13 protein-coding genes and 1 pseudogene are annotated in these 18081 nt (G+C 61.4%); 9 read left to right on the top strand and 5 right to left on the bottom strand.

From position 1 onward, the window contains the following. Together B2Y33_RS21455 and B2Y33_RS21450 are read left to right on the top strand one after the other, a co-directional pair. Window positions 1-1927 (top strand): T6SS effector BTH_I2691 family protein (locus B2Y33_RS21455; RefSeq protein ID WP_288633404.1); only part of this gene is annotated, 1927 nt, incomplete at its 5' end. Then, window positions 1927-3123 (top strand): DUF6708 domain-containing protein, encoded by a 1197-nt coding sequence (locus B2Y33_RS21450; RefSeq protein ID WP_181074025.1) that lies wholly within the window; start codon window positions 1927-1929, stop codon window positions 3121-3123. The genes B2Y33_RS21455 and B2Y33_RS21450, both read left to right, overlap by 1 nt. 167 nt (window positions 3124-3290) lie before the next feature. Here the strand turns inward: B2Y33_RS21450 and B2Y33_RS21445 are convergent, their stop codons facing one another. From B2Y33_RS21445 to B2Y33_RS21435, 3 genes are read right to left on the bottom strand one after another with little or no spacing between them, the layout of a single operon-like run. Next, window positions 3291-4823: a DHA2 family efflux MFS transporter permease subunit gene (locus B2Y33_RS21445; protein ID WP_027914885.1), complete on the bottom strand. Its 1533-nt coding sequence runs from the start codon at window positions 4821-4823 to the stop codon at window positions 3291-3293. Further along, the gene (locus B2Y33_RS21440) at window positions 4820-6013 is read right to left on the bottom strand and encodes an efflux RND transporter periplasmic adaptor subunit (RefSeq protein WP_027914884.1); all 1194 of its coding nucleotides are present in this window, start codon (window positions 6011-6013) and stop codon (window positions 4820-4822) included. Before B2Y33_RS21440 ends, B2Y33_RS21445 begins: the two co-directional genes overlap by 4 nt. A 30-nt stretch (window positions 6014-6043) precedes the next feature. After that, on the bottom strand, window positions 6044-6517 hold the full coding sequence (locus tag B2Y33_RS21435; RefSeq protein WP_027914883.1) for a MarR family winged helix-turn-helix transcriptional regulator: 474 nt from the start codon (window positions 6515-6517) through the stop codon (window positions 6044-6046). A gap of 238 nt (window positions 6518-6755) precedes the next feature. Here B2Y33_RS21435 and B2Y33_RS21430 point away from each other — a divergent pair, with 238 nt between their 5' ends. After that, window positions 6756-7754: a FecR family protein gene (locus B2Y33_RS21430; RefSeq protein ID WP_027914882.1), complete on the top strand. Its 999-nt coding sequence runs from the start codon at window positions 6756-6758 to the stop codon at window positions 7752-7754. Between the two features lie 11 nt (window positions 7755-7765). Here B2Y33_RS21430 and B2Y33_RS21425 read toward each other — a convergent pair whose 3' ends face one another. After that, complete coding sequence (locus B2Y33_RS21425) at window positions 7766-9085, bottom strand: Na+/H+ antiporter family protein (protein WP_027914881.1); 1320 nt, start codon at window positions 9083-9085, stop codon at window positions 7766-7768. 215 nt (window positions 9086-9300) lie between these two features. On the opposite strand from B2Y33_RS21425, the pseudogene B2Y33_RS23325 reads away from it, so the two are divergent. From B2Y33_RS23325 to B2Y33_RS21400, 6 genes and pseudogenes are all read left to right on the top strand, one after another. Continuing rightward, window positions 9301-10587 (top strand): annotated as a pseudogene (locus tag B2Y33_RS23325) (HAMP domain-containing protein); the annotation flags it as partial. Between the two features lie 102 nt (window positions 10588-10689). Further along, window positions 10690-11445: a methyl-accepting chemotaxis protein gene (locus tag B2Y33_RS23320; RefSeq protein ID WP_371259672.1), complete on the top strand. Its 756-nt coding sequence runs from the start codon at window positions 10690-10692 to the stop codon at window positions 11443-11445. A 69-nt stretch (window positions 11446-11514) separates the two neighbouring features. Further along, entirely contained in the window at window positions 11515-12531 is a 1017-nt protein-coding gene (locus tag B2Y33_RS21415) for an ABC transporter substrate-binding protein (protein WP_206405505.1), read from the top strand. Then, entirely contained in the window at window positions 12528-13376 is an 849-nt protein-coding gene (locus B2Y33_RS21410; protein ID WP_110607192.1) for an ABC transporter permease, read from the top strand. The genes B2Y33_RS21415 and B2Y33_RS21410 overlap by 4 nt, the downstream gene beginning before the upstream one ends. A gap of 90 nt (window positions 13377-13466) precedes the next feature. Then, the gene (locus tag B2Y33_RS21405) at window positions 13467-14384 is read left to right on the top strand and encodes an AEC family transporter (RefSeq protein ID WP_049695884.1); all 918 of its coding nucleotides are present in this window, start codon (window positions 13467-13469) and stop codon (window positions 14382-14384) included. Window positions 14385-14633: 249 nt separating this feature from the next. Continuing rightward, window positions 14634-15485: a CAP domain-containing protein gene (locus B2Y33_RS21400; RefSeq protein ID WP_125922267.1), complete on the top strand. Its 852-nt coding sequence runs from the start codon at window positions 14634-14636 to the stop codon at window positions 15483-15485. Between the two features lie 64 nt (window positions 15486-15549). On the opposite strand, the gene B2Y33_RS21395 is transcribed toward B2Y33_RS21400, so the two are convergent. After that, window positions 15550-17955 (bottom strand): TonB-dependent receptor, encoded by a 2406-nt coding sequence (locus B2Y33_RS21395; protein WP_206405504.1) that lies wholly within the window; start codon window positions 17953-17955, stop codon window positions 15550-15552. Between the last annotated feature and the right edge of the window lie 126 nt (window positions 17956-18081).

The raw sequence follows: 18081 nt of genomic DNA, 5'->3' as shown, positions 1-18081 counted from the left end.
CATCAGCTCGCTGGCGGCGGCACGGCAAGCCCTGAGTCCCTTGGGCAGTAAACCTGAAGCACGGGGCGTTGCCGTGGTGGTGGAGGACGCCATCGGCATTACCCAGGAACTCAATGCCTGGCGCAACGCTGGCATGGAACACCTCAGGAATTGGCTGGAAGCCAGTACCGAGAACGGTGGCCCCAGTAACGAGCGGAAGGTGTTGGTTGCTCAAGCCTTTAGCGAGCTGCATGAGCAATTCACGGAGCGAAAGGTTGCCGCGTTGGTCGGTCATTATGACAAGGCGCTACGCGCCAGTCTCGCCTACGTCATGCAGGGTTCGCAGTCGCGGCTGGCCGAACTTTGGGAACAGAAAAAAGAGGCCATCTTCGAAATACACGTAGAAAAAGAGAGGCAGAAGCTCGAAATCCTTGCCGAGAACGGCGAGTTTGCCAAACATTTCGAAGACCGCTACCTGCCACTCGTCAACCTGCAAGGTATGCATCGACACCTGGAGACGTTCGAGGCGCAGAGCGCCGAAGCACAACGTCTCGCCGAGTCCAGAGCGGCAGATCACCTCACGTGGTTGAAGTCGTCCGCACTGGTAGACGCACTTGTCCACTATGATGAGAGCGACCTCACCAATGGCTTGTGCTTTGCACATCAAACGGGCCTATGCGTGATAGGCCTCGAAGGCGTGCCAGCAGGCGCAGCATTGCTCGCCCAATGGTGGCGCGCCGACGATATAACCCCTGACAACCTTGCGCTGCGCTCATTTGTCCTCAACCAGCGTGAGATTGCAGAGGTGCTTGCGCGGACACGCACAGCGCTGGACGCACTGGCACAGGGTAGCGACCCTATTCTTCAACTGGAGATGGCCCTAAAACAGGCCAAGGAGCTCGGCGCGCACTTCAGCCGGCTGGACAGCCATCTGGACCAGCTCACGCAACACAGCCCTATCAACACTGCTGGCGCGTTGGCTTGGCTTGGGCAGCTTGGGCGACAGAGCTTGTCAGTGGGTGCACCCGGCAGCACTGATCGGTTGCTGTACCGACGCCTAAGCACCTACCTCATTGCCTCACTGGGTCAGCAAGCGGTGGAACTGCGCTTGAGTGAGCAGGCGCTGGACGGTAAAACGCCCTCGCCCGGTCGCGTCGCGGCCCCCATCGTGCGCCGGCTTGATCGAGCTTATGCCGAGACGTTGCGCGGGGTGCACGGGAATCAGTTCTATCGCTTGCGGATCGCCAGCGGATTACTGCTGTTGGAGGCCGGGCTCCTGTTGTTACAAGGAAGACGGGAGGACAAGGATCGACGCTTCTGGAGCGATGTGACTGCGGCTGCATTTACCAGTGCGGCTGCGGGGATGGAGCTGCTTGCAGTGGGCACTGAAGTGACGCTTAGAGGCGTTGGTGCGAACAGCGCTACTGCGCGGGGCGCGCAAGTTAGCCTGGGACGCTATCGGCTGTGGGGGGCTGGGTTGGCAGCGGTGGGAGGGCTCGTCAGTATCATGTGGGACATTTCAGATGCTGCGGAGGCAAGGCAAAAATCAAAATTAATAATAGCTGCAGCTTATGCTGTTAGAACAGTCGCAACTTTTGCATTAATCGCAGGGCAAGGAGGGGTTGCATTTTCACAGGCTAGCGAGCTTTTCAAGTGGATATCAATCAAGGCACCTAGTTTTAATATTAGTAATTTCAGCGCAAAGCTTTCAAAATCATCTTCACACTTGGCGGCGAATAGAGCTGCCATGATCTGGCTTAGTCGGCTGGGCTGGGTTGGGGGCATCGTTGTGCTCGCTAGCAGTAGTGCTTTATTGCTCTTCGATGAAGATGCTTTAGAAAAATGGTGCCGTAAATGCTGTTTCCGCCTTCACCTATCTGAGAAAGGCTTCGCCAATGATGCAGAAGAAATTGAGGCTCTGCAGAACTCCGTAAGTGGGGTTATGTAATGTATTTCGTGGAGTGGCTAGCATGGCTGACCTATATTGAACACAAAGAGCAGCGCGATGCTTTTGAAAAGCAAAACAAGAAGGAAAAAATAAAGGTTATTTATGAAAGCGACGACCAGGAGATGCTTGAAGCCGCCAAGAAATCGGCTAGCTCTAGCCCTAAAAGTCGAGGGCCAATTTATGTTTACAGCCGCCATATATTGGAAATGCGTTGCGGCATGTGGGAACACAAGCGAGGACTGATAAGCCTAGTGTCCCTTGCAGTCATAGGCTACTCACTGGCGATGACGGCGATTGCTTTGGAAGATATAAAAACCCTCATTAGCCTATCACTCAACTACAACGGTGAGCCTTATGGTGAACACCTGCTCATGGCATCCCTCTTCGCTACTTTAGGCTTATGTGCGTCAGGCCTCTACTTGAAATTTGGACTCCGTTTCACACGACTCGAGATGTTCACGTCTCGGCACATGCTAATACGCTTCAATAGAATCACCCAGCAGGTTTACCTGCATCGCCCAACGTACTGTGGTGGCATCGTCACACTCCCTTGGCACGGTATCACCTCCAGTGGCTCAGATAAAAGATACGCGGCTGCCGGTAGCTTGGGCCTTCCGTTGGATCTCGTGTGGCCGCTCTCCTTTACCGGAACACTTCACCCGGAGCACATCTTCGTAGGCAAGGCCGCCAACAACTTCACGGAGCTGCAATCCGAGTGGGAGTTCATCCGCCGCTTCATGGACGAGGGCCCGGAGGACCTGCCCCGCCCACCTATGACCTCGCACTTCCCCTGGCCCTGGCAAGCCTTTACCCCTCAATTCGAAGGCCTGACCCACTACTTTCGAAAATCCTCTCGAATCATCAAACTCGGCCTGGTCTTGATCTCGCCCGCCTTCCTGATCATCGGCACCGGCCATTGGCTAAGCCTGATGCTGTGCTGGAAACCGCGCTGGCCCAAGATCATTCGTGAAGCCGGTTTGCCCGGGAAACCCGTTCCGCCATTGACCACCGTCAATGACTATCCACCGGCCATTCAAGAGCGGTTACGCGAAAACGCTTACCTCTGGGCCGTTCGCCCAGGTAAACGCCCGGAGAGGAAGAAACGCACCTCGACTCGGCGGCTAAAGACCGAAGTAGAAACTTCGACTGCCCAAATGAGTAGGCCCCGTGCAGCCCCCCGTGATGATCAGCCATGACGATGCAGTGAAGAGCAGAAGCGCGGACTCAAAAAACATCGGCTCCCCATGAAATTCTCTTTAGGGCTGCTGTGCGGCCCATCGAGGTCGGTCCGGCGCTCCGGCAAGACCGCTCCTACTGGGCTCCGGTATTTAGCAAAACACCGGTCACGCAACCCAAATCAAACTCAATGCCCGCCCCCGGGCCCCGCCTTGGCCGTAAACGGCGGCTTCGCGAACCAGACCAACAAAATCAGCCCTGCGAACACCCACGTCATCATCATGAAGTAGTCCACCGTCGACATCATGTAAGCCTGCCCGTTGAGCACCTGCTCCAACTGCGCGTAGTTGTGCAGGTTCGCCCCGCCCATCTGCTCAAGCGTATGCCGTGTCGCCGGCTCGTACTGGCTGATGTGCTCACTCAAGTAAGCATGGTGCTGGTCAGCCCGGCGGATCCAGATCCACGTCGTCAGCGAAGCCGCAAAGCTACCCCCCAATGTGCGCAGGAACGTCGCCAAGCCTGATCCATCGGCGATTTGCTGGGGCGGCAGGTCGGACAACAAGATGCTCAATGTGGGCATGAAGAACAGCGCAACCCCGATGCCCATGAACAACTGCACCAATGCCACATGCTGGAAATCCACCTGGCTGGTGAACCCTGCACGCATGTAGCAACTGCTACCGATCGCCAGAAACGCCAGCCCCGCCAGAATCCGCAAGTCAAAGCGATGCGCGTACTTGCCCACGAATGGCGACATGATTACCGGCAATATCCCGATAGGCGCCACGGCCAAGCCTGCCCAGGTGGCGGTATAGCCCATCTGCGTCTGCAGCCACTGGGGCAGGATCAGGTTGATGCCGAAGAAGCCTGCGTAGCCACCCACCAGGACGATGGTTCCCACGCGGAAATTGCGGTGGGCGAACAACCGCAGGTTCACCACCGGGTGCCGGTCGGTCAGCTCCCAGATGACGAATACAGCCAGGAACACGACGGATATCAGCGTACCGGTGATGATGAACGAGGACTCGAACCAATCAAGGTCGTTGCCTTTGTCCAGCACGACCTGCAAGGCCCCTACCCCAACGATCAACGTCAGCAGCCCTATGTAGTCCATCGGCTGTCGGCTGGTGACCACCGGACGATCGCGCATTTGCTGGCGCACCACCGCAGCGGCGAACAGGCCGATGGGCACGTTGATGAAGAAAATCCACGGCCAGCTGTAACTGTCCGTGATCCACCCACCCAGGATGGGCCCGGCGATAGGGGCCACGACCGTCACCATGGCCAGGAGTGCGAGCGCCATCCCCCGCTTGGCAGGGGGATAGACCGCAATCAGCAAGGTCTGGGTCATGGGATACAACGGACCGGCTACCACCCCCTGCAATACCCGAAAGCCCACAAGCTCCGGCATCGACTGGGCGATGCCGCACAAGAACGATGCCAGCACGAACAACAAGGTCGCCCACAGGAACAACTTCACCTCGCCAAAGCGTCGGCTCAACCAGCCTGTTAGCGGCAAGGCGATGGCATTGCTCACGGCGAACGAGGTGATCACCCAAGTCCCTTGCTCGTAACTGACCCCCAGGTTGCCCGAGATGGTCGGCAAGGCCACGTTGGCAATGGTGGTGTCCAGCACCTGCATGAACGTGGCAAGCGACAGGCCGATGGTGGTCAGCAGCAGGCTAGGCGGCGTGAACTGGGCGGCGGCGTTATTGCTCATCGCTGTGCCGTCTTGCCAGGCGCGCTGTTGTCACGGATCAGTTGCTCGATCAGCTTGTCTGCCTCCACCAACTGGCGATCGTAGACGTCGGTGGTGTAGCTCGCCTGTTGCGCAGGTTGCTGAGCCAGGGCCGGGCCACTCTGGTCGTGCAGGTCCACATCCACAACCGTGGACAGGCCGATACGCAAGGGATGGTCCTTCAACTGGTCGGGGTTCAAGTGAATGCGCACAGGCACCCGCTGCACGATCTTGATCCAGTTGCCGGTCGCGTTCTGCGCAGGCAGCAAGGCAAACGCGCTGCCGGTGCCTGCACCCAGGCTGTCCACCGTGCCACTGTAGGAGACATCGCTGCCATACAGGTCGGCAGTGATCTCAACCGGTTGGCCGATGCGCATCTGGCGCAGCTGGGTTTCCTTGAAGTTGGCGTCGATCCACACCTGGTCAAGCGGAATCACTGCCATGGTGGCAGTACCGGGTTGCAGGCGCTGCCCGAGCTGCACGCTGCGCTTGGCAACGTAGCCGGTCACTGGCGCTACCAGCGTGGTGCGCGCATGAGCCAGGTAGGCCTGACGCAGATCGGCCGCCGCGGCCATGACCTCTGGGTGCGAAGCCACCACGGTGTCATCGACCAAAGCAGCACTGGTACTCAGTTGCTGGCGGGCACTGTTAACCGCCGCCTGGGCAACACTCAGGTCATCGCGCGCATGGGAAAGCTCTTCGCCGGCGATAGCGCCGCTTTCGGCCAGCACCTTGCGCCGGTTGAAGTCCTGCTGGGCCTTGCGCAATTCAGCCTGACGCGTCTGCAACTGAGCCTTGAGCGAATCGACATTGCTGTACAGACCGCGCACCTGCCTTACCGTACGCGCAAGGTTGGCCTGAGCCGATTGCAGGGCCACTTGGCTGTCGGCCGGGTCGAACTGCAGCAAGACCTGGCCGGCATGCACCAGGTCGCCATCGTCGGCGCCAATGCTGGTCACCGTCCCGGTCACCAACGGCGTGATTTCGACCACGTTGCCGTTGACGTAGGCGTCATCAGTGCTCTCGTACCAACGCCCAACCAGGCTGTACCAGGCCCAAGTGCCTAGCCCACCGAGGATCAGCAGCACCAACAGGCCAATCAGCCAGAGCTTGCGCTTGCGCGAGGAGGTGGGTGCCTCGGTAGGTGCAGGGGTGTCTGAGGAAGTAGCCATGACAATACCTTGGAATAAAGGAAACGGGGTTCAACGATCACCGAAGCGACGGATCGTCAGCGGATCGCCAGCGCCAAGCAGTACCTTGGCCAACAGACGCTCCAAGTCTTTGAGCTCATCGGCCGCCAGGGCGCCACACAGCTCGTTCATGGCGGCAGCTCCGATCTCGGGCAAACGGTCGGCCAGCCGCTGGCCATCGGCCGTCAACGCCAGGCGCACCACGCGGCGGTCCGTCGGGCAACGGGTACGCACCAGCAGGTCCTTTTGCTCAAGGCGATCGAGCATGCGCGTCATCGATCCGCTGTCCAGGCCCAGGTAGCGGCAGACCTCCGCCGGGGTATCGACCTGGTACTGCGTCACGATGATCAACACCTTGAACTGCGCGGCAGTAACGCCCTCGGACTCCAGGTGCCAGTCGAGGATCCGATCCTTCAGAAGCGCCGCGCGGCCCAACAGCATGCCGATGGCGCACGTCTCGAAATTGTCTGGCGAGAAATGGGGCATGAATGATTGCTCGAACAAGTGTGTGTAAATATTACTGCCTAGGCAGTGAATGTCAAAGACTTAATTAGCTTGCTATGTACGTGACACGAGCGCCTTTATTCATGGCGCGAAGCGTTCTCAAAAGCGAAAAATCTGAAGGCTTTTGCCGGAAAAGGCCGGGAAATGAAAGGGTTTGGCGGCTTTCCGTGTTTCTCGACGCGGTGGTGGAACGTTAGAATGCGCAAAACCTGGAGCCGCGATGAACCAAGACCGCCCGACTATCCACACCGATGACAGCATGGCCGACGCCGCTGCGCACTGGTGCATGCGCCTGCATGAAGGCGATTGCACGACTGCCGAGCGTGAGGCTTTTGCCCAGTGGCTGGCAGCCGATCCGCGTCATGCCGAGGAATACCAGGCCATGCTGGATATCTGGTACACGGCCGACTTGCTGCCGCGTCCCGTTCAAGCGAATGGGCACCCTGCCCCGGTGCGGCGCAGCGGTCGCAGGTGGCGCGCTCAGGCTTACGCTGCCGTCATCGCGTTGGCGGCTCTGCCGCTGGTGGGGTGGATCGGCTGGGAGCAAGGCTGGGTTCCCAACCGCTACCAGCACGTCGAGACGACGGACCACATGCAGACCGTGCAGTTGAGTGACGGCAGTACGGTGCAGCTCAACCTGAACACCGACCTGACCTACCTCAACTTCAAGCACCAGCGCCGTGTCACGCTCAAGCGTGGCGAAGCCTTCTTCACGGTCCACCACGACAGCTCGCACCCCTTCGTGGTCCGCGCAGGCAATGGCCAGACCCGCGTGACAGGTACCCGCTTCAATGTCTGGAAATACCAGGACAGGGTCAAAGTGACCCTGGTCGAAGGATCGGTGCTGGTATCCAGCGAAGGCAATGCGGGCTATCGGCTTGGCCCCGGTATGCAGGCCACCTACCGCAAGGGCGACTATGAGCCCCAGTTGCTGGAAAACAGCAACTTCGCCGACGCCCTGGCCTGGCGCAGCGGCAAACTGGTGCTCGACAACTTGACCCTCGAACAGGCACTGCCGGCCATAAACCGCTACCTCGACAAGCCACTGAGGCTTGCCGATGTCGGTACCGGTCAGATTCGTATCAGCGGCATCTACAACACCCGGGAAGTAGGCCAGTTGGTGAACAACCTGCCCAAGGTGCTGCCGGTCTATCTGACCCGCAGCAACGACGGCAGCACGGTGCTCAACCGTATTTCGCCGCCGCCCGCCAAGCGCTGAGTGCCCTGCTGTTAGAGCGTCATCGCCGCCAGCCACCCAAAGGCCAACAGCGGCAGGTTGTAGTGGATGAACGTCGGCACCACCGTGTCCCAGATGTGATGGTGCTGCCCGTCCACATTGAGCCCGGAAGTCGGACCCAGGGTGGAATCCGATGCTGGCGAGCCTGCGTCACCCAACGCGCCTGCCGTACCGACGATACACACGGTCGCCAAAGGGTCGAAGCCGAGCTGGACGCACAGCGGTACGAAAATCGCAGCCAGAATCGGTACGGTGGAAAACGACGAGCCAATGCCCATGGTGACCAGCAGGCCCACCAGCAGCATCAGCAAGGCACCTATCCCTTTGCTGTGGTTGATCCAATGCGCCGAGGTTTCGACCAGGCTTTGCACATCACCCGTGGCTTTCATGACGTCTGCAAAGCCAGAGGCGGTGATCATGATGAAACCAATCATGGCCATCATCTTCATACCTTCGGTGAACAGATCATCGGTGTCGCGCCACTTGACGATGCCTGACAGCGAGAAAATCAAGAAGCCGACCATCGCGCCGATGATCATCGAATCCACCAGCAGCTGAACGACGAACGCGGCAACGATTGCAATGCCGGCCACCAGTAGCGTCATCGGGTTGTAACGCACGCTCACCTGTTCGACCTGCTCGATACGCGCCAGGTCGTAGTCGCGTTTTTTTCGGTAGCTGACGAACATCGCCACTATCAAGCCCACCAACATACCAGCGGCGGGAATGGCCATGGCGTGGGTAACGTTGACACCCGTGATGTCGACCCCTGCACGCGCCACGTTGGCCAGCAGAATCTGATTGAGGAAAATATTGCCGAAACCCACAGGCAGGAAAATGTAGGGCGTGATCAGGCCGAATGTAATGACGCAGGCGATCAGGCGCCGGTCGATACGCAGGCGGGTCAGCACATAGAGCAGCGGCGGCACCAATAATGGAATGAAGGCGATATGGATGGGCAGAATGTTTTGCGACGAGACGGCCACCACCAGCATCAAACCGATCATCAACCATTTGACCCTGCCACCTTGGTCGTGGCCTTGCCGGTCGATCATGGCCAATGCCCGGTCGGCCAACGCATGCGCCAGGCCGGATTTGGCGATGGCCACGGCAAAGGCACCCAGCAACGCATAGGACAGTGCCACGGTAGCCCCCCCGCCGAGCCCACCATTGAAAGCTTCAAGTGTGCCTTGCACACCCAGGCCGCCGACCAGCCCACCTGCCAGGGCACCGACGATCAGGGCGATGACCACGTGCACGCGGGACAGGCTCAGTATCAGCATGATGCCGACCGCGGCAATCACTGCATTCATGGGGGGCTTACCTCACTGGGAACAAAAAAGCGCGCACTCTGACGCAGTGCACGGCAGATGTCAAAACTGCCAGGCAACGGCGGATTGCCCGCAACCGGCGGATCAAATTGAATGTTTGAATAAAGAAAAGTCTGTAGGAGCCGATACCCACCTGGGGCTGGAAACCGCCTCGCCCGTGCCCTAACCCTTACTTGTCATAAAAAGGGATCTGCCCCATGCCTCTGCGACAACTTTCCATCCAATGGAAAATCACATTGCTGGCCGGCCTGTGCCTGGCCGGCATCGTCACCCTGCTCATCGGTTTGTCCCTGTACCGGATGGACCACAGCTCGGACCTGGTCAAGGCCAGCAGCATGCAGATGCTGACCGAATCGGCCCAGTCGCGCATCGAATCCCAGGGCGAGGTGCAGGCCCTGAACATCCGCCGCCAATTCATGGATGCTTACCAGTACGGTGCGGGCTTTTCCAGGCAGGTACTGTTCCTGCGTGAACAGGCCGAAAAGCGCTTTCTCGATGCGTTCGACCTGCGCGAGGATATGACCCGGCAGGTGCGCGCCGCGCTCCAGGCCAACCCCGATCTGCTGGGCCTGTCACTGGTGTTCGAGCCCAATGCGCTGGACAGCAAGGACAGCCTGTTCGCCGGCCAGGCTGAGCTCGGCAGCAACGAAACCGGGCGCTTCGCCCTGTACTGGTCGCAACCGCACGTGGGCCAGCTCACCTCGATGGCCCTGCCCGAGCGCGACATGGCCGACACGTCCATTGGGCCCAGCGGCCAACCTGCCAACACCTGGTGGGTATGCCCGCGTACATCGGGCAAGGTCTGCGTGGTCGAACCCTACTTCTATGCCATCGATGGTCAGCAGGTGCTGATGACCAGCATCGTCTTCCCGCTGGTGGTGGACGGCAAGGCGATCGCCACCCTGTCGGTGGACATCAACCTCAACAGCCTGCAGGCCCTGAGCGAACAGGCCAGCCGCAGTCTCTACGAAGGCCGCACCACCGTCGGCATCCTCAGCCCGGTGGGCTTGCTGGCAGGCTACAGTGCCGATGCCAGCAAGCTCTCCCAGCGTTTCGATCAGATCGACACGACCAAAGGTGCGGAGCTGGTGGCCAAGATGGCCGACGGCAAGATGACCATCATCAATGACCGCCAACGCCTGAAAGTGCTCGCGGCCTTCCGCCCGATCCCGGACGCCAAGCCATGGGGCGTGTTGCTGGACGTCCCCGAAAACGCCCTGACCGGGCCCGCCGAGGCCCTGAAGCAGGAACTGGACGCCCTCAACACCAGCGGTACCCTGCTCGAACTGGGCCTAGGCCTGGCAGCAGCCATTTTTGGCCTGCTGATGGTGTGGCTGATGGCCCGGGGCGTTACTCGCCCGATACTGGGCGTGGCGGCCATGCTCAAGGACATCGCCAGTGGCGAAGGTGACCTGACCCGCCGCTTGACCTACGACAAGCAAGATGAACTGGGTGAACTCGCGGGCTGGTTCAACCGCTTCCTGGACAAACTCCAGCCCACCATCGCCGAGGTGAAACAGTCGGTACAGGCCGCCCGCTCGACGGCCGATCAGTCCTCGGCCATCGCCACCCAGACCAGCGCCGGCATGGAGCAGCAATACCGCCAGGTGGACCAGGTAGCCACCGCCTCGCACGAGATGAGCGCGACCGCCCAGGATGTCGCCCGCAGCGCAGCGCAAGCCGCGCAGGCGGCCCGCGACGCCGACCAGGCAACGCGCGAAGGGTTGGCGGTGATCGATCGCACTACCCACAGCATCGATTCGCTGGCCGCCGACATGAGCACGGCCATGGCCGAGGTGCAGGGCCTGTCGCAGAACAGCGAAAAAATCGGCTCCGTACTGGAAGTCATCCGCTCGATTGCCGAGCAGACTAACTTGCTGGCGCTCAACGCCGCCATCGAGGCAGCCCGAGCCGGTGAGGCCGGGCGCGGCTTTGCGGTGGTCGCCGATGAGGTTCGCAACCTGGCCCAGCGCACCCAGGAGTCGGTCGAAGAAACCCGCCAGGTCATCGAGGCCTTGCAGGACGGTACCCGTGAAGTGGTGGGCGCAATGGACAACAGCCATCGTCAGGCCCAAAGCGGCGTGCAGCAGGTCGGCCAGGCCGTGACCGCCTTGCAGCGCATTGGCCAGGCGGTGACGGTCATCACCGACATGAACCTGCAGATCGCCTCGGCAGCCGAGGAACAAAGCGCGGTGGCCGAGGAGATCAACAGTAACGTGGCGACCATTCGCGATGTCACCGAGTCGCTGTCAGGCCAGGCCAACGAATCGGCGCGGGTCAGCCAGTCGCTCAATGCCTTGGCCAACCAGCAGCAGGCATTGATGGACCAGTTCCGCGTCTGAGCCTGCCCCCTGTGCTGCGTCGTCTACACTTGCCCCATTCCCGAAGGGCCGTAGACGACGAGGTCAGGCATGAAAAGAGGTTCATCGCTGCTGCTCGGGGCGCTGTTCGCCCTGGGCCTGGCCGCTGCCGACAGCGCTAGCGCTGCCGATCAGAAGCCACCCATCCGCTTTGGCGCCCTTACCTGGGAAAGCGGTGCCTTCACCACCGAACTCCTGCGCGTGATCGTCGAGCGTGGGTACGGCTACGCCACCGAGACATTGCCTGGTAGCACGGTCAGCCTGGAAGTCGCCCTGGCCCGCAACGACCTGCAAGTGATCGCCGAAGAATGGGCCGGTCGCAGCCCTGCCTGGGTCAAGGCCGAGCAGGCAGGTCAGGTGTTTGCACTGGGCGACACGGTCAAGCATGCCGAGGAAGGCTGGTGGGTGCCGGCGTATGTCATCGCAGGCGATGCGTCGCGCAACCTCAAGGCCTTGGCGCCTGAGCTGCGCAGCGTCGAGGATCTCAAGCGCTACGCTGCGGTGTTTCGCGACCCCGAATCACCCGACAAAGGCCGTTTCCTGAACAGCCCCAGTGGCTGGACGTCCGAGACCGTGAACAGCCAAAAGCTCAAGGCCTATGGGCTGGACCAACTGTACACCAACTTCCGCACAGGTTCCGGGGCCGCGATGGATGCGGAGATCGGGTCGGCCATTCGCCGGGGCCAACCGGTGCTTTTCTACTACTGGAACCCTACCCCGCTCATGGGCCGCTACAAGCTCGTGCGGCTACAGGAACCTGCATTCGATGCCCAGGCCTGGGCGACCTTGACCGACCCTGCCAACCCAGCCCCAAAAGGCAGCAGTTCGCTGCCGGCGAAACTCTCGGTTGGCGTGTCCAAAGCCTTTCGTGAGCAATACCCGGACGTGGTCCAGGTATTCGAACGGGTGGATTTGCCTATCGACACGCTCAACCAGGCATTGGCGCAGATGAGCGAAAAACGTACCCCACCCCGTGACGCCGCCTTGGCGTTCATGCGCCAGCACCCGCACGTGTGGAAGGCTTGGCTTCCCGAGCAGGTGGCCACCAAGGTCGAGGGCGGTCTGTGAGCAATGGTTTCCCCCAGGCTTTGCAGTTTTCCTTCGCCGATCAGGTCAACCGCATGGTCGACTGGTTGGTACTCCATTATGGGGACCACCTGCGCAGCGTCTCCGACCAGTTGCTGCAAGTGCTCGTTGGCCTTGAAAATCTGCTGCGGCTCATGCCGTGGTGGCTACTGCTGGCGGTGGTCGGTGCGCTGGCCTGGCATGCTTGCCGAAGCCTGCTGCGCAGCTGTGTCCTGGTAGGGCTGCTGGCGGTCATCGGTATGCTGGGGTTATGGGACAAACTGCTGCAGACCCTGGCGCTGGTGCTGGTCAGTACCGGGTTGTGCGTGCTGGTTGGCATACCGTTGGGCGTCGTGCTGGCCGCTCGGCCGTTGGCAAGGCGGCTGGTGATGCCAGTGCTCGACGTGATGCAGACCCTACCCGCTTTCGTGTACCTGATTCCCGTGTTGATGCTCTTCGGTCTGGGCAAGGTGCCTGCGGTTTTCGCGACCTTGATCTATGCCCTGCCACCGTTGGTGCGACTCACTGAACTTGGGTTGAGTCAGATAGACCCGTCGTTGCTCAAAGCCGCCCAAGGCCTTGGCGCGACCCGTGCCCAGCGGCTCAGGCGCATCGCACTGCCCCTGGCGCTGCCCAGCATCATGGCCGGGCTCAACCAGTCGGTCATGATGGCCCTGTCGATGGTCGTGGTCGCCTCGATGATTGGGGCGCGAGGGCTTGGCGAAGATGTGCTGGCAGGCATCCAGACGCTGAACGTTGGTCAAGGCGTCGAGGCCGGGCTGGCCATCGTGGCACTGGCCATGGTCATCGACCGTATCAGCCAGGCGTATGGGCGTGGACGGCGTTGAAAGGCCATAGCCAGGGCGGTAGGACGGGCATGGCAAAGCAAGTGTCCGGCCGGTAGTCTGTGCAACGTACCCGGCCACGGATCTGCCTCCATGCTGCATGTGCTGTTGACCACCCTGCTCCCCATCATCCTGTTGATCGCCCTGGGCACACTGCTGCGGGTGCGTGGCTTCGTCTCGGACAGCTTCTGGCCGGGAGCCGAGCGCCTGAGCTACTACGTACTGCTGCCCTCGTTGTTCCTCCATGGCCTGGCCACTGCCAACCTGGACGGGGTGCCGGTGCTGGCCATGGTCGCGGTGCTGATGCTTTCGACCCTGTCCGGGGCGTTGCTGCTGGTGCTTTACCAGGGCGTGCGCCAGCACGACGGCACCGACTTCACGTCGCTGTTTCAGGGTGGCATCCGGTTCAACAACTACATCGGCGCGACCTTGGCCGCGGGCATCTACGGCAGCGCGGGCATCGCATTGGCAGCAGTGGCCAACGCAGCCATCGTGCCACTGGTCAATCTGCTCTGCGTGCTGGTGTTCGCGCGCTTCAGCGCCCGGCACAGCTCGCCGCTGACGGTGCTGCGGGCGATCCTTGCCAACCCACTGATTCTAGGGTGTGCGGGGGGCATGCTGTTACGGGTGACGGGGCTGGGCCTGCCGGCTGGCATCGAGCCTACCCTTGGCGCGCTAGGGCATGCCGCGTTGCCGCTGGGGTTGCTGTGCGTCGGTGCGGCCCTGGGTGGTGCACGTCTCGGTGATCAGGCCCAGCCATTGATAGCGGCCTGTGTCTTCAAGTTCCTGGTGATGCCGGTGACGACATGGGGGCTCTGCCGCCTGCTCGGCCTCAGTGGCCAGGCCGCTGTAGTGGCGGTGATTTTCCAGGCGCTGCCAACGGCATCGTCGTCCTACGTCATGGCCAGGCAAATGGGCGGCAACGCGCCTCTGATGGCGACCATCATTGCGGTACAGACGGTGGCGGCGGCGGCCACGCTTCCTCTGGTCCTTTCACTGTTGTTGGGCTGACAGCTGCACAACATCATGCATGGCCGATATCATGCCGAGTGCAAGTCCGGTCCACGCACACTCAGCATTGCCCCCTTACACCTGGCCTGCACGCCGCCGCACTTTTTGCCCAGCCTGCGGTCTACTCTCCCTTACGACCGACAATGACTGCAGGCGTTTTCAATGCGTTGCACAGCTCGGGTCAAAACCATCGGGCTTGTGTAGGATAGGCAGCGCCTACTCGCCGCTGCCAGCCTCAGGGAGAACCATATGCGCGTCCTGTCATCTGTCGCTGCCTTCACGCTTGGGCTGATCGTTTCCTCCCAGGCACTGGCTGTCACGGGCGAAGAAGCACAGTTGATAGCGGCCATCAACGTCTACCGCAGCCAGGCGCAGCCCTGTGGCGAGCAAGGCTCGCTCGAACTGCCGCCGCTCAACAGCGACACCCGCCTGGCGCTGTCTCCCGAAGGCACCCGTGACCTTCAGCAGGCCATGACCCGCGCCGGTTACCCCATGGTCAACGTGCAGGCGATCAGCCTGTCTGGCCCCCGAGATGCACCCGCTGCCATGCACGCCATTGAAGAAAGCTTCTGCCAGGTGGTGCTCGATCCTCAGTTCGTCGACATCGGCGTCAGCCAGGAAGGTCGGGATTGGCGCATTGTGCTGGCGCGCCCCCTGCTCTCTGGTCGCCTGGGCGACTGGCAGGCGGAAGGACAAAAGATGCTCCAGGAAATCAACGCCGCGCGTCGGCAACCCCGCCAGTGCGGCGGCCAACCCTACGCCGCCGCACCTGCACTTGGCTGGAACACCGTGCTGGCCGGAGTGGCAGCCGGCCACACGCGGGCCATGGCCAACCAGAACTTCTTCGATCACATCGACAAAGAAGGCCGCACCCCAGGTGATCGGGCCGAGCTTGCCGGTTATCTGTACCAGCAGATTGGCGAGAACATCGCCGCCGGGCGCGACACGCCGCACAAGGTGGTTCAAGGCTGGCTAGACAGCCCAGGCCACTGCGCAGTCCTGATGAGCGCCGACTTCCGGGACCTCGGCGCAGCCTATGCCGTAGACCCGAAGAGCGATGCCGGCATCTATTGGACGGCCCTGTTCGGCTCGCCGCAATAGCGCCTGGTTGAACCGGCGACACCCGACACCCGCAGTGTTGGCCCCGGGCTTCAGGCTGGCCGGATCAGAAACCCAGCGTGGCAGACAGCAGGTAAGTGCGTGGCGTCGACAAGGTAAGCCCCGGTTCGGCGTCATCCGGCGCGCCTGCTGAGCTCCAGTAACGGTCGCCGAGCACGTTTTCGACGCTGGCGCGCAGGGTCACCTGCGTGTCGTCCAGCTTGAAGGCGTACCGTGCCCCCAGGTCATAGCGTTCCCAGCCGTCGATCTTCTTGCTGTTGTTCTGGTCCAGGTACTGGGAGCTCGAGTGCGTCCCGCGCGCCGTCAGGGTCAGCCCCTGGACCGCCGGCACATCCCATTCGGCCCCCAGGTTGACGTTGTACGCGGGCGTTGCGGGCGCACGGTTGCCATCGTAGGCACCCCCCACGGTATCGGTCAGCTCACTGTCGATGTACATCACCCCGCCCAGCACACGCACCCCTTTCGTGGGTTCACCGAACACGGTCAGCTCCACACCCCGGTTGTTGCGCTTGCCATTGGCGCCGAAGACCCGGGAGCCGGGGTTGGTTTCATAGGCAGGCTGACGGATTCTGAAGGCGCTGGCCGTGAACGCCACGTTGCCCAGGTCATACTTGGCACCCACTTCCACCTGGCGGCTGGTGAAAGGCGGGAAAATCTGGTCCTCGTTGATCGAGGTGGACGGTGCGATCTTGCCTTGGCTCAAGCCTTCCATGTAGTTGGCATACACCGACAGCTCATCCGTCACCTTGTACAGCACACCACCGGAGGGCGACACCTTCTTCTCGTCATACGCCGTGTCGCCTTTGACCCCATCACTCCAATCGTCCACCTGCACCCGCTGCCAGCGCAGCCCCAGGGTCAACAGCAATCGGTCATCAAAGAAGCCGAGGGTGTCGGACAACGCCAGCCCAGAGAAACGGTTCTCGGTGTAATCCTTCGAATCGAGCCGCGTCGGGGTACCTGGCGTGGGCGTCGCCGTCGGATGATAGAGGTTGCCGGCTGAGGCGGCGTAACGGGCACCCCCATTGGTGAAGTCCATGTAGTAGTACGTGGCAGCCAGGTTGATCTCGTGGCTGACGGGCCCGGTGTGCAACCAGGTCCTCAAGCCCGCCAAGGCAGTGCGTACCGATTCATCCCTGCTGAAATCGCGGGGCTGGATGGTGAAGTCGCCAGCATTGTTGATCACAGAGACGTTATGGCGCAGGAAATCGTGTCGGCTCTCCCGGGCGCCCACTGCGCCATAGGCCAGCACAGAATCGCTGAGGTCATATTCGGCATGCACTGCCCCGAAGGTATCGTTGGTGCGCGCCTTGCTCCACGCCTGGGCGTAGTTGCGGTGCACATCGCCAGCACGCGGTACCTGGGCGCTTGCCCCTACCAGCACACGCTCCTGAGGGGCATCGGTGTCACGCTCGGTATGCCCAAGGTCGGTCGAAAGCCGCAGGCGCTCGCCGCGAAAATCCAGCCCCAGTACGGCCATTTCGCGGTCCACTTGCTGGTGGTCCCATTCGGTATCGCCAAACTGTTTCACCGCGTTCAGACGCATGCCGAACTGCTGCTGTTCACCGAACCTTCGCCCTACGTCAACGGCCCCGCCTACCTGGCCCGCCGAGGCGTAGCTGCCGGTGAACTCGGTGATCGGCGTGTCGCCAGCGCGTTTGGGTTGGACGTTGATGCCGCCGCCGACGCTACCCCGTGGCGCAATGCCGTTGATCAACTGGCTGGGGCCCTTGATGATGTCGACCCGTTCGGCCATCTCCATATCGATCGAATAGGTAGGTAGCAAGCCATAGAGGCCGTTGTAGGACACATCACTGTTATACAAGCTGAAACCGCGAATGGTGAACTGCTCGAAACGCCCACCGGCCGGGTTGGTGGCACGAACCGAAGGGTCGCTGGCGACCAGTTCGCTCAGGGTGCGGGCCTGTTGGTTCTTCACGAGGTCGCTGGTGTAACTGGTGATGCTGAACGGCGTTTCCATGAAATCGCGCGCACCCAGCAAGCCCTGCGCGCCTTGGCGGGCGACCTGCCCGCCTGCATAAGGGGGTGCTTCGTCGGTCGCCGGTAGGCCACCGACGATGCTGGTAGGGGCTATTTCCAGCGGGCCACTTTGCTGGGGCGACGGCACGAGAGTGAAAGCATCTTGGCCCACGGCTACCCATTGCAGACCGCTGCCGCGCAGTAACTGCGTGAAGCCTTCATCGACGCTGTATTGCCCGGTCAGCCCTTCGCTGCGCAGGCCCTTGACCAGCGCTGGGTCCAGCGACAAGCTGACCCCTGCTTGATCGGCGAAGCGGGTCAATGCCGCCCCCAGGCTCGCCGCTGGCACTTGGTAGGTGCGCCGGGCTGGCTCATCGGCCCAAGCGGGCGTGCCGAGCAGCAGGCTGATGGCGAACAATGGGCGTGCTGCCCGCACCCATGGGCGCAGGTGGATGGACTTTACTGCAGGCATCTATAAAGCTCCCCTTTATGGTGTTCTAGGGGTAATGACAGGCGAGTCCGGAAAAGGGGACAGCTTCTCGTTGATATCACGTGCAATGCGTCGCAACGCAGCGTTCGGGGGTGAACTTGGCGGGTT

The organism is Pseudomonas sp. UBA5666, assembly GCF_002420785.1.
Lineage (GTDB): Bacteria > Pseudomonadota > Gammaproteobacteria > Pseudomonadales > Pseudomonadaceae > Aquipseudomonas > Aquipseudomonas fulva.
Note: the sequence above shows the minus strand (reverse complement) of the source record. Positions and strands in the feature narration are given on the sequence as shown.

Coding starts and splice junctions, on each gene's coding strand:
- B2Y33_RS21450 (WP_181074025.1), top strand. CDS start 1,927: ATGTATTTCGTGGAGTGGCTAGCATGGCTGACCTATATTGAACACAAA.
- B2Y33_RS21445 (WP_027914885.1), bottom strand. CDS start 4,823: ATGAGCAATAACGCCGCCGCCCAGTTCACGCCGCCTAGCCTGCTGCTG.
- B2Y33_RS21440 (WP_027914884.1), bottom strand. CDS start 6,013: ATGGCTACTTCCTCAGACACCCCTGCACCTACCGAGGCACCCACCTCC.
- B2Y33_RS21435 (WP_027914883.1), bottom strand. CDS start 6,517: ATGCCCCATTTCTCGCCAGACAATTTCGAGACGTGCGCCATCGGCATG.
- B2Y33_RS21430 (WP_027914882.1), top strand. CDS start 6,756: ATGAACCAAGACCGCCCGACTATCCACACCGATGACAGCATGGCCGAC.
- B2Y33_RS21425 (WP_027914881.1), bottom strand. CDS start 9,085: ATGAATGCAGTGATTGCCGCGGTCGGCATCATGCTGATACTGAGCCTG.
- B2Y33_RS23320 (WP_371259672.1), top strand. CDS start 10,690: ATGGAGCAGCAATACCGCCAGGTGGACCAGGTAGCCACCGCCTCGCAC.
- B2Y33_RS21415 (WP_206405505.1), top strand. CDS start 11,515: ATGAAAAGAGGTTCATCGCTGCTGCTCGGGGCGCTGTTCGCCCTGGGC.
- B2Y33_RS21405 (WP_049695884.1), top strand. CDS start 13,467: ATGCTGCATGTGCTGTTGACCACCCTGCTCCCCATCATCCTGTTGATC.
- B2Y33_RS21400 (WP_125922267.1), top strand. CDS start 14,634: ATGCGCGTCCTGTCATCTGTCGCTGCCTTCACGCTTGGGCTGATCGTT.
- B2Y33_RS21395 (WP_206405504.1), bottom strand. CDS start 17,955: ATGCCTGCAGTAAAGTCCATCCACCTGCGCCCATGGGTGCGGGCAGCA.